The organism is Gemmatimonadota bacterium (assembly GCA_026706845.1).
Taxonomy (GTDB): Bacteria; Latescibacterota; UBA2968; order UBA2968; family UBA2968; genus VXRD01.
This window is the reverse complement of sequence record JAPOXY010000082.1, coordinates 54,570-66,549: the sequence shown is the minus strand read 5'-3', so window position 1 is coordinate 66,549 and position 11,980 is coordinate 54,570. Positions and strand designations below refer to the sequence as shown.

General features: G+C 52.0%; 10 protein-coding genes. 9 read left to right on the top strand and 1 reads right to left on the bottom strand.

Annotation, left to right across the window (positions count from 1 at the left end; genetic code table 11):
* Window position 1: 1 nt before the first annotated feature.
* Complete coding sequence (locus OXG87_08180; protein MCY3869523.1) at window positions 2–2,305, bottom strand: tetratricopeptide repeat protein; 2,304 nt, start codon at window positions 2,303–2,305, stop codon at window positions 2–4.
* 247 nt (window positions 2,306–2,552) lie between these two features.
* Between OXG87_08180 and OXG87_08175 the strand changes: the two genes are divergently transcribed.
* The 9 genes from OXG87_08175 to OXG87_08135 all read left to right on the top strand — a co-directional run bounded on the left by OXG87_08175 (window position 2,553) and on the right by OXG87_08135 (window position 11,978).
* A complete protein-coding gene (locus OXG87_08175) occupies window positions 2,553–3,014 on the top strand; it encodes a PTS sugar transporter subunit IIA (GenBank protein MCY3869522.1) in 462 nt (153 codons plus the stop codon).
* 69 nt (window positions 3,015–3,083) lie between these two features.
* Window positions 3,084–5,144: a BatA domain-containing protein gene (locus OXG87_08170; GenBank protein MCY3869521.1), complete on the top strand. Its 2,061-nt coding sequence runs from the start codon at window positions 3,084–3,086 to the stop codon at window positions 5,142–5,144.
* 90 nt (window positions 5,145–5,234) lie between these two features.
* Window positions 5,235–7,679 carry a type I DNA topoisomerase gene (gene topA / locus OXG87_08165; protein MCY3869520.1) on the top strand — a complete coding sequence of 815 codons (2,445 nt, stop codon included), beginning with the start codon at window positions 5,235–5,237 and terminating at the stop codon, window positions 7,677–7,679.
* A gap of 145 nt (window positions 7,680–7,824) precedes the next feature.
* Window positions 7,825–8,106: a type II toxin-antitoxin system Phd/YefM family antitoxin gene (locus OXG87_08160; protein MCY3869519.1), complete on the top strand. Its 282-nt coding sequence runs from the start codon at window positions 7,825–7,827 to the stop codon at window positions 8,104–8,106.
* A 60-nt stretch (window positions 8,107–8,166) separates the two neighbouring features.
* On the top strand, window positions 8,167–8,397 hold the full coding sequence (locus OXG87_08155) for a DUF433 domain-containing protein (protein ID MCY3869518.1): 231 nt from the start codon (window positions 8,167–8,169) through the stop codon (window positions 8,395–8,397).
* 196 nt (window positions 8,398–8,593) lie between these two features.
* Window positions 8,594–8,842 (top strand): HigA family addiction module antitoxin, encoded by a 249-nt coding sequence (locus OXG87_08150; GenBank protein ID MCY3869517.1) that lies wholly within the window; start codon window positions 8,594–8,596, stop codon window positions 8,840–8,842.
* A 172-nt stretch (window positions 8,843–9,014) separates the two neighbouring features.
* Window positions 9,015–9,902: a tyrosine recombinase XerC gene (locus tag OXG87_08145; GenBank protein ID MCY3869516.1), complete on the top strand. Its 888-nt coding sequence runs from the start codon at window positions 9,015–9,017 to the stop codon at window positions 9,900–9,902.
* A 106-nt stretch (window positions 9,903–10,008) separates the two neighbouring features.
* On the top strand, window positions 10,009–11,589 hold the full coding sequence (locus OXG87_08140; GenBank protein MCY3869515.1) for an Ig-like domain-containing protein: 1,581 nt from the start codon (window positions 10,009–10,011) through the stop codon (window positions 11,587–11,589).
* Complete coding sequence (locus OXG87_08135; protein MCY3869514.1) at window positions 11,589–11,978, top strand: hypothetical protein; 390 nt, start codon at window positions 11,589–11,591, stop codon at window positions 11,976–11,978. The genes OXG87_08140 and OXG87_08135 overlap by 1 nt, the downstream gene beginning before the upstream one ends.
* Window positions 11,979–11,980: the final 2 nt, after the last annotated feature.

Here is an 11,980-nt window from a genome sequence, read left to right as displayed (position 1 = left end):
ATTATCGGGTGCCCGTAAGAAAAAAGACAGCGTCTTTTTTGATGGTCTGGTCGGCGTTTTTGTCTGTGATGCTGAGTTTGAGGGTGTAGCGTCCGGGCGCGAGGTTGGTGAGGGGCATTTCGAGATAGGTGTTTTCGTCGGGAGTTGTACCGACTTGATCAAAGCTGAGGCCAACGGCCTCGGTATTTTTTTTGCCCAATTTGGCGAGGAGAGAGACGAGTGCGAAACCGGTTTCCTGGCGTTTTTGTACTTCGTAGGAGATGGTGTAGCGCGTCTGTCCAAATTCGTCGCGTTTGAGATTGTAAATTTCAAAGTAAACGTACATGGACATGCCGGGGACAAAGGTTGCCGAGGGCTGTGGCTGAATGTAGAGGTTGCCGCGCACAAAGGATGTGTCGGGTGCGCGGTCCGCTTCAATGATGCGAGAGGCGACCTGGATGTCGCTGATCATCAGATGGCTTTTGTCGTGATAGGCGGGCAAGCGAAGTTCGCCCTGGCGATAGGCGCCAATGCGGTTGGTGTTTTGACGCGATGCTTCGACGGCCAGTTCATATACGCCGGGTTCGGCGATGTGGCGCACGCTGCTGAGGGCTTGTAAACCGAGGCCGCGATGGTCGTCTGTGATGTCGATGGCCAATGCGCTTTTGGTGTTTTGATAATTGAGGGCGCGGGGGTAGATAAGCGCGGTGCGTCGCTCGACGATTACAGTGGTGTCCGGATCTGTGAGCAGGGCCACATTGTCTAAAGGCAGGCCAAATATAACCTGCAATTCGGTTTTGTTCTCCGGTCCCCGAAAGGTGAGGGCGTCGAAGTAAAAGTCGAGGGGGTCGAGCGCTTCTAGGCTGTACAATTCGGGTTCTATTGCCGCGAGCGACTGGGCGAGGGTGGCGGGGTTAAATTCGTTGAGGCGCTGATAAACGCTCATGTACGGTCGCCCAGAGGCTTCGATATTGGCGAGGTCTTCTTCGGTCAGCGATGGGACGGGGGCAAAGTCGAAGTTTCCGCCCAGAAATTCATCGGTAAATGTAAATTCTGCGCCCTGTCCGAGGTTTTTGTATATCCACACTTCCCAGGGCACAGAGGTCCAGCCGCTGGTCGTTGTGACGGGGCGGTAGTCGGTAAAGCCCATATTGCCCACGCGACCCAGGCCCCCTTCTTCCATGGTGCGAATCGGATAGACGGGACCGACGAAGTTTGCCTCAATGCCCGCATCGCCGTAGATCGCATACGCTTTTTGTTCTTGAAGGCGCTGTACATCGAGTGGTACGATGGCATTGAGTTTTCGAGAGGTGGAGATGTAGTCGGGTTCTCCATATCGAATATAGATTTCTCCCCGGCGATCCCACGGCCACTTTCTGCCAAAATGGGTTCGCGCATGCCATACTCTGCGGTAGTGTTCGGCTCTGCGCAGTGCGCCTCCCGAGGTTTTAAAGGGATCTTTTTGCAACCAGAAGCGTGTGAGAAAACGCTCGCGTTGCGTTTTGTCGTCTGAGGCAGACGCGAGTCGGTAAGCGCGCGCTTCGGCTTTTGAGCCGATATAAGAGATATTGTCATAGAGGGGCTGTTCTTCTTTCGGCAGGGTCTCAATATAGCGTTGAAATGTCGCCAGTGCGCCTTCGTGGTCGCGTCTTTGTATGAGGGCCTGGGCGAGTAATGGCAGTGCGCGGGGGTCTCGCATGCGCGATGTGATGTCTTCGAGGTCGCGGTATTCTTTGGCTTCGTATAGCGCGTAGGCAAATTGGTATGCGGTTTCGTGGTCTTCGGGGTTGCGCTCGAGGTATTTTTTGTAGTAGTAAAGCGCGACTTGATGCGCGCTTCCTTCTTCGCGATGTGCGCGGGCGAGCAGGAGATAGGAAGAAGACAGGTCGGGAAATCGCGCAATGGTTTGGGAGGCTGCTTTTCGCGCGCGGCTTCCCGTATCTTCAAGCGCGAGCAGGGTTTTGATGAGGCGGTCGTGGGCATCGGCGTCTGTGGTGTCGATGGCGACCGCTTTTTCGTAGTGCGACAGCGCGCGGTCGGGTTTGTTGCGCAGGTTTTGGTACACGCGGCCCAGGCCCGTGTGGGCAATTGCGAGATCGGGACGCAAGGCGAGTGCATTTTGAAAGGCTGCTTCGGCACTGTCGGCTTCTTCAAGGCGCAAATAGAGCAGGCCCATGCGCGCGTAGTTCGCCGATGAATCAGACGCGGTAGCCAGATCTGCTTTCAACTGGTTGATGACGTCGCGGAGGTCGCGGTTTTGCGCGAATCCCGTGCTTGCAAAACTGATGAGGAGTAGATAAATGGTCGAGTAGAGAAATTTGTGCATGGATAATCCTTTATAGTGTCGTGGCAGTTTTTACACGCCTGTTTGGATTTTCGGTTTCGTTTAAACGTTAAACACTTTTGTCGAATTTCTCAATGACTTTTGCGACTTATGAGGTTGCACAGGTATAAATATATCTAATTTTCTTGACTTAGTTGAAGGGGCGTTTTATTTTCCGTCTAAACGCGATGTGTGCGGATAGGCGCGCAGGCAGGGATGTCTATGCTCTCACTCGAATGAAAGGGCATTTATGACGTTGATGGAGATTCTGTCGGGCAAATCGATCATTATCGGGCTTAAGGGGCAAAACAAGCGGGAAATTCTCGAAGAGCTTGTTAATGAACTCGAGGTAGGCGATAAAATTACTGACCGCGATAAGGTGCTCCAGGCGGTTTTAGAGCGCGAAGATATTATGAGTACGGGTATTGGGCACGGTATTGCCATTCCCCATGGGAAGTCGGAATATGCCACGACACTGGGCGGTGTGCTGGGCATCAAGTCGGAAGGTATTAATTTTAATGCTTTAGATGGCAAAAAGACCTACATTTTTTTTCTTCTGGTCTCGCCTCTGGATGTCTCGGGACCGCATATTAAAGCTTTAGCGCGGATATCAAGAGTGCTCAAAGGGGAGGATTTTAGACAGCGTTTGATTGGCATTAGAAATCGCGAGGAGGCTCTGGCGATTATTGAGGCAGAAGATAAGAAAAACTAATAAATGTCATAAGATTTAACCCGTTGCCTGCTTTGCTGTGAAGCAGGTTTTTTTGTTTGAGCTTTTCTCATGTTCGGTCTTTCATTTACAAATCCAATGTTGTTGCACGGTTTGTGGGCGGCATTTTTGCCGCTTGTGATTCATTTGCTGAATCGGCGCCGTGCAGTAACTGTGTCGTTTTCAAATGTGGCGCTTTTGCAAAAACTCCAGCACGACCGCATGCGACGGCTAAAATTCAAGCATCTCGCGTTGCTCATTTTGCGAACCCTGCTCATTGTTTTGCTTGTGCTGGCTTTCGCGCGTCCGACTTTGAGTGGGGGCAGCGGGCAGGTGGGCGATGCGGGGACATCGGCGGTTATTTTGCTCGATCGTTCGTTGAGTATGCAATACCGCACAGCAGAAGGTACGTTGTTTGAGCGCGCGCTTCGCAAGGTGCAGGCTCTGTTGGCCCTGTTTGATGAGCGCGACGATGTGCGTTTGGCACTGATAGACAAGGGTGTCGAGGAGGTCGATGTGACTTCGCCAGAGCGGTTGCGGTTGTTTATGGATACGCTGCAACCCGGATTTGGCAGTACAGATTTTGAGGCGGGATTGCAATTGGCTTTGTCGCATTTGTCCGGGTCACAGATGCCCAATCGCGAGTTGTATTTTGTAACGGATCGCGCATATAATGGGTGGACGAATTTGCCCGATACACTGTCCAATTTGGACGATGTATCGGTGTGCATCATCTCCGAGCGGCCTTCGCAAGTTGCCAATATCGGTATTGGGCAGATCAATACTACTTCTCCAGAGGTCGGGCGTTCAATTACGCTGGCAATCGAATTGATCAATTATGGCGTGGCAAATCGAGGCGATGTGCCTGTGCAGATATTTTTGGATGGCCGGCGCATTGGCCAGGATATTGCCCCTGTTCCTGCGGGCGGGCGTCGCAAATTGCATACGTCGCTTGTGCCCAAAACAGGGGGGGATGTTGCCCTGCGCGTGGAAATAGGGGCAGATGCTCTCGAGGCAGACAACAAACGCGTGACAGTGTTGCGCATTCCAGAGCGCGTTCGCATTTTGCTGGTGGGTCAGGCATCCCACGAGTCTTATTATCTCGCAGAGGCATTATCCGTTGTTTCAAGCGAGGTGGTGCATGTTACACCCGAACGCGTATCAGATCAGGTGTTGGAAGATATCGATGTGGTTTTTTTGTGCAATGTTGCGCGGCTTTCTACAGGTGCGATTGCCGCTTTGCAAAATCGGATATCACGCGGGGTTGGTCTGGCTATTTTCCTGGGGGATCAAATAGATGTCCGATATTATAATGCGCAGGTGTTACCCGCGCTTTTTCCGGCCAAATTGCTCGGTACGCGGGGCGCGTTGTCGGGTGCTTATCAGGCTTTGCAGACGGTTTTGCCCGATCATCCCATGCTATCGGGCCTGGAACTCAAAGGGGCGTTTCAAAGCCCGCGTTTTTTTGTTTCTTATCGGGTTTTGCCCGCGGCAAATGCACGTCCTGTGTTGTCCTTTGCTTCGGGGACACCCGCGCTTCTCGAGTCTCGCAAAGGCAATGGGCGCATCGTGCTGTTTGCGTCTTCGGTGAGCGCGAACTTGGGATGGAATGACGCGCCGCTTTCCGGCTTTTTTGTTCCATTTGTGCATCGCCTGAGTGGATATCTGGCGGCCGGGGCATTTGGTCGATCTGACTATCGCGTCGGTCAGGTCGTGTACAGAGATATCCGACGGGAAAATGTTTCTGAAGCTGTTTTGCAGGCGCCAGGTGGAGAACCCAGAACAATTTGGCCTCAACAACGCGGCTTGCAATCGGTGTGGCCGGTTGGCGCAGTGGATGTGCCGGGGTTGTGGGAGATTTTTGCGCGCGAGCGCGTCTCTGATCGCTTTGCCGTTCAGGTTGATGAGCGCGAACCCGATTTGACTCCGGTTCCGATGGCGCGACTCGAGGCACTTTTTGGTAAAGGTCGCTTGCGCGTTGTAGATGGCGAGGCCGATTTGAAGGAGGCTGTCCTTTCTCAGAGGCACGGTCAGGAGCTCTGGCGATGGGTGTTGTTGGCAGCTTTGATGGCGATGGGCGCAGAGATGCTCATTGCACAGTCTGCGCGTACGAGCCGCGGGACGCGACCTTGACTTTTGTAATTGGTGCGCGTATTTTTTTCTGGATTGTAATGGGCGAATACAGGAGCGTCGCCCCTACCCTGAATGATAAAGGATGTTTTGATGGCAAAAAATTTGATTATTGTCGAATCACCTGCTAAGGCACGCACAATTTCTCGATTTGTGGGCAAGGACTACAAAGTCGCTGCTTCTATGGGGCATGTGCGCGATCTTCCCGCACGCGAATTGGGCTTTGATGTGGAAAGTTTTGATCCCAAATACGTGGTGTCACAAGACAAGCGCAGTGTGATTCAGGCACTGAAGAAGGATATTAAAAAAGATACGACTGTATATTTGGCGACGGATGAAGACCGCGAAGGAGAATCTATTTCGTGGCATCTGATTTTCGCGCTGGGGCTTAAGAATCAGCCCATTAAGCGGATTGTGTTTCACGAGATTACCCGGTCTGCGGTTTTGCACGCGCTTGAAAATCCGCGCGAACTGGATCAAAATTTGGTGGATGCACAACAGGCGCGTCGCATTTTGGACCGCGCTGTGGGATATGAGTTGTCGCCTTTGTTGTGGCGAAAGGTAAAGGGGGGATTGTCAGCCGGACGCGTGCAGAGTGTGGCGGTGCGGATTATCGTTGATCGGGAGCGGGAAATTCGGGCGTTTAAGCCAGAGGAATATTGGAGAATTAAATCCGATTTTAAGGATCCCAAATTTCAGGCTGAATTGACGCGGCAGAATGGGAAAAAAGCGTCTGTGAAAAATGAAGCCGAGGCCAGAGCTATTGAAGCGAGCGCGCTGAAGGGGCAATTTGTCGTGGCAGAGGTGGTCGAGCGCGAGGGTGTGCGGCGGCCCGTGCCTCCGTTTACGACATCGACGCTGCAACAAGAGGCGTCTCGCAAACTAAGTTTTTCCGTGTCGCAGACGATGCGGGTTGCACAACAGCTTTACGAGGGCAATTTTGAAATTCCCGGATATACCGGCGGTTTGATTACGTATATGCGTACCGATTCGGTGAGTTTGGCCGAGCAGGCGGTGAATCAGGCGCGGGAGGTGATTGCTCAGGAGTTTGGCCGGGATTACACCGTGGAAAAGCCCCGCCGATTTGCCAATAGAACCAGGGGGGCGCAAGAAGCGCACGAGGCAATTCGTCCGGCGGATTTGTCGATTAAACCCAATAGCGTCAGGACCCATCTCGATCCCCGACAATTTCGGCTTTACGATTTGATCTGGAAGCGCACGTTGGCGACGCAGATGGCCGATGCGCGTATTGCATATACGACGATTCGCATTCGGGCAGGTGAAGCGGGTGAATTGATTTTTGAGGCAAAGGGGCAGCGCGTTTTATTCCCTGGATTTTTGAGGGTTTATGCCGAGGGGTCAGATGATCCAGAGGCCAATATCAGTGATAAAGATGTGATTTTGCCCAGGGTTATAAAGGGACAGGTGCTCAATTTGGAGAAGTTGCATTTGGAGCAGTTGTTTACCAGGCCGCCCGCGCGTTATACAGAGGCTTCGCTGGTGAAGAAGCTCGAGGGCGAGGGTATTGGGCGTCCCTCGACTTATTCACCGACGATTTCGACGATTCAGAGCCGGGAGTATGTGGAACGCACGCGAGATAAGAAGCTCAAACCCACAGATATCGGCGAGGTGGTGAACGATTTTTTGATGGCGCATTTTCCCGATATTGTCGATTTGCGTTTTACATCGCATCTCGAAGACGATTTTGACGAGATTGCACAGGGGAAAAATTCGTGGAAGGCGATGTTGGAGGCTTTTTATCCGCCGTTTAATAAGCGGGTGGAAGACAAGAAGTCAGTTGGTAAAATTGGGCGCAAGTTGGGCAAAGATCCCAATACGGGGCGCGAGGTGAGTGTGAGTTTTGGCAATTACGGTCCCTATGTTCAAGTTGGTGGTGCAGGTGAAGAGGAAAAGCCTCTGTTTGCATCTTTGCCTCCCAATCAGAGTATTTTTGATATTGAATTGGCCGATGCTCTCAAGTGTTTTGAATTGCCCCGCAAACTCGGGCAAAATGATGCGGGTGATGAGGTGCAGGTCAATACTGGCCGGTATGGTCCCTATGTGCGAATAGGTCGCAACTTTTTCTCCCTGCCAGAGGGAGAGGATCTGTTTGGGGTGACGCTGGATCGCGCGTTGGAGATCGCGGCTGCCGAGGAAGATCGCAAAGCCAAAAATGTGATTCGCGATTTTGGCGATTTCCAGGTGCTCAATGGGCGGTATGGTCCTTATATTCGCAAAGATGGCAAGAATTACAGGATTCCCAGAGGGACGGATGCGGCGACATTAGACCGCGAGACGCTCGAAAAATTTATGCAGGGCGGAGCGGGCGGCAGGCAGTCGCAACAGGTGATTCACGATTTTGACGGGATTCAGGTTCTCGCCGGGCGCTACGGTCCTTATATCAAACACAATGGTAATAATTACCGCATTCCAAAGGGCGTGGAGGCGTCGTCTTTGACACAGGCGGCTTGCAAAAAAATTATTGCGGAAAATCCGGCGACGAATAGGAGAAGGTCGAGAAGAAGAAGTAGGAAGTGAGATGTAGGGGCAATCCCTTGTGGTTGCCCGTCTCAAGATACAAGAAGGATGAACAACCGTAGGGGCGAGGCAGGCCTCGCCCGTCATTGCGGCATGGTTTAAGCCGCAATCCAGAAGGTTTTGAAAGGCAGTAGGAGATTCCACAATGCGTTTTATTCAAATAAGAGATCTGCGACCATCCGAAATTTGGGAGCAGTTGGCTGATGAGCGAGAAATGGTGATTACGGCTCAGGGAAAACCTATCGCCATTTTGTCATCTGTTTCCGATGCCGATTGGGAAGAAACCCTGGCGGCTTTCCGTCGTGTGCGTGCGATTCAAGCCGTTGATGAACTTCAAAAGCAATCGGTTGAAAAAGGTCTTGATAAGATGGATTTGGAAGAGATAAACCGCGAAATTCAAGCCGTGCGAAAATCGGGCATATTATGATGTTATGGTTTTGTCAACAATGAAAGTTACTGTCCTTACGGATATAGAAGGAGATAGCGCGTGGAAAAATTCGCGAGAATTACTTTCGATCCCGCGGTCATGGGCGGTAAGGCATGTATTCGGGGAATGCGGGTGACGGTTGGAACTGTTGTGGGGCTCTTGGCAGTTGGTCGATCACACGAGGAAATTCTGAAAGCCTATCCTTATCTCGAGCGTGAAGATATCGATCAAGCTCTGGCCTATGCAGCCTGGCGGGTCGAAGAACGGGAAGTTGCACTGGTCACTCCATGAGTGTGAAGCTTCTGATTGACATGAATCTGTCACCTGATTGGGTGCCTGTTCTGAAGTGCCATGGATGGTCGGCGGTCCATTAAAAAATAAGAATGAGAATAGATGATCCCCTAACTATGCTTTACCTGATCCGATAGTCCCAGACCAACCGATGTCGAGGTTGTAGATTATCACTAAAAACGCGAGGATCTGAGCCATGTTGAAGCGCGTTGTTCATCCCGGAGAGATTCTGCGAGACGAATTGGTGGAATTTGGGGTATATCCAGTGACATTTGCACGCCAGATTGATGTGCCGCCATATCGCATTGGCCAGATTATCGCGGGCAAGTGTTCTGTGGATAGCGATACTGCTTTGCGCTTCGGGCACTGGTTCGGCGTTGATCCTTTATTCTGGCTGAATCTCCAGATGCAGTTTGATGTGCAGCGGTTAGTGATCAGCAGTTAGAAAACAAGCAGTCAGCGGCTCAAAACCTTCTGGATTGCGGCTCAACATCATGCCGCGATGACGGCAGCAGAACAATGTCAGTAATGACTGTTGGCACTTATAACGCTCTTGTTTTAAGCAAGGGCGTCCAAGAAGGGTGGAGAGCTTTTAACTCTACTTAATTCACATTGCCATGAAAACATCCATTACACAATTTCTCAACCATCTATCGCGGCAGCGGCGATTGTCCGATCATACGTGTGCGGCATATAACACGGATCTGGAGCAGTTCGCCGCTTTTTTGCATGGGCGTCAGGTGGATCGCGTGGAACAGATTGATCGGAACGCAGTGCGGGATTTTTTGGGATTTTTGCTCAATAGGGGATTTGGTCGGCGGTCTGTTGCCCGAAAGCTGGCGGCGGTGCGAACGTTTTTGAGTTATTTGTGCAATGTGGGGGATTTGGATCGGAATCCAGCACTCGATGTGCGTCCGCCCAGGCAGGATAAGATATTGCCCGTTTATCTGGATGTTGACGAGGTTGCCCGCGCGATGTCCCTGCCGTCGCCCAATACGGTGTTGGGATTGCGCGATCGGGCGATTTTGGAGTTGTTTTATAGCGCGGGAATTCGATTGCGCGAGCTTGCGGGGCTTAAAATTGAGGCTGTGGATCTGGCAGATAAACTGGTGCGGGTTATAGGCAAGGGCAACAAAGAGCGCCTGGTTCCTTTTGGGGAACCGGCCCGGGTCGCACTGGTGGCTTATTTGATGCGGCGAGAGGAACTGGTTTCTGAGCAGACGACGGATAGACGTCATTTGTTTTTGGCGCGCTCTGGGCGTCCGCTGAGTCCGAGTGGTATTCAAGGTCGCGTTGCCCGGTATCTCGGCAAAGCGACCGGGCGGACTTTGTCCCCCCATGCATTGCGCCACGCTTATGCAACCCATCTGCTGGATGCAGGCGCAGATCTCAATGCGGTGAGAGAATTGCTCGGTCATGCGAGTCTTTCTACTACGCAGGTTTATACGCATGTGAGTGTTGAGCGGTTAAAAAGAGCCTATCGACAAGCGCATCCACGGGCGTGAAGAAATAATGTGGCATTATCACCAAAATTTTCGCCAAACAACTGCTCGCATTTCGCGTGTCACGTTTTATCTTTTTTTTTGTTTTCTAATAGCCTGTGCGCGGCAGATGCCTCCGCCAGGGGGCCCGCTCGATAAAACGCCGCCGAGGGTGATCGACACAGTGCCCGCAGATGATTCTGTGCGAGTCGGGTTGGATACGCCGATTCGCATTCGCTTTTCTGAGGCGATGGATCGCAGGTCGGTCGAGCGGGCATTATTTATTTCGCCACAGGGGGCTGAGGAATTCGATTTCAAGTGGCGTGGGGATGTGCTGGAAGTTCGATTGTCCGATGGCTTGCAAGCCGATCGGACGTATCTGGTTACGGTGGGGCAGGAGAGCGCGGATGAGTGGCGCAACCGCATGCGGTCTTCTTATAGTTTTGGATTTGCGACGGGGGAGCGCTTAAATCGCGGGGAACTCAATGGGCGGGTGTTGAAGTCTAAGGAGGAGAGGGGACAGGTTTTTGTTTGGGCTTATGATCTGTCTGTGGTGGTGGCACCCGATCCTGGAAAAGACCGTCCCACTTATGTGACGCAGCCCGATGAAACGGGTCATTTTGTATTGCCGCGTTTGGGTTCTGGGAATTATCGGATATTTGCTTTTGGCGATCAGAATAATGATCGCGCGTATTCATCTGGCGACTTGTTGGCACTTCCGCCCGGCGATGTGGTGCTTTCCGATGAGGGACGCGTTCGCCTGGGCGATCTCAAACTCGCGGTGCGCGATACATCAGCACCTGCGCTCGTTGCCGCACGCACTCCCGATCAACAGCATGTTTTGATGCGTTTTGATGAACCAGTGCGCGTTTCAGGCGTTGAAATAACCGACCTGTCGGTGTTGGAGATATATCAAGATCCCGCTGACTCGAGTGGGGTGGGGTTGATTACTGAACTGCAAACGCAGGGTGCGGAATACAGGGTGCGGGTTGATGTCGCAGATCGGTGGGGGAATCGCGATACCACAGATGTAACGGTGCGAGGCGATGGTACGCGAGATCGACGCGCGCCAGAGGTGCTGGCACGCGTACCGGCGGAGAATGCCGAGAATGTTTTGCCAACGACTGTGATTCGCATGTTGTTTTCCGATGCGATGCGCGTAGATGCCGTGTCTGACTTCTGGATAGCATCTGATTCGACGGTTGTTCCGCAAGGGGATTTTGAATGGGTTGCGCCCAATCATCTCGTGTTTGTACCGGATAGTCTCTGGACGAATGGCGAGACGATTCGGCTTATTGGAAAGCACGAGAGGTTCTTGGATATTGGCGGCAATGTTCTTTCTGAACCGATTTCGTTTGTTTTTTCTGTGATGGACACCGCGGCTCTGGGGCGCGTTTCCGGGACGACGTCTTCTTCTGATGTGGTGATATGGATGGAGGGGGTGACGCATGATTTTTTTCGGGAACAGGTTTTGCGGGATACGACGTTTAGTTTGACGAATTTGCTTCCGGGGACGTATCGCATTTCCGGTTTTTTAGATCGCGATGGCAATGGTCAGTGGATGTCTGGCCAGGTCCTTCCGTTTGTGCCTGCGGAGCCTTTGATCGCGCGTGCCGATACTGTGGAGGTGCGGACGCGATGGGAGATGGAGGTCGGAAAGTTGGAATCCAGGATCTGGTGGATGTTGCCACCTGATGAAAAGAGTCCGTGATGTTATTTTGGAAATATCGAGATCGGTTGCCTCAAGTGGGTGTTGTGATTGGTCTTCTGGTATTGATATGCGTGGTGTTGTTTTATCAGTTTACATATCGCACGCCTGAAGACGCAGAGCGAGAACGCGCCCGCATTATGTTGCAACGCATTGCGGCTCTACAACACGCATATCGCGCAGAATATGGCACTTATTTGCCTATTGATGAAGAAAATAATGGTGGTATTTTACAACTCAATAATGTACCCGGACGTTTTCGCTATCGGGTGACCGTTTTAGAGGATGATTTCAAGGCGTATGCAGAAGCGGATTTTGATCGAGACGGCAAAGCCGAGGTGTGGATGGTGGATGCAAGGCGATCAGAACCAGTACTCAAACATGAGGATTAATA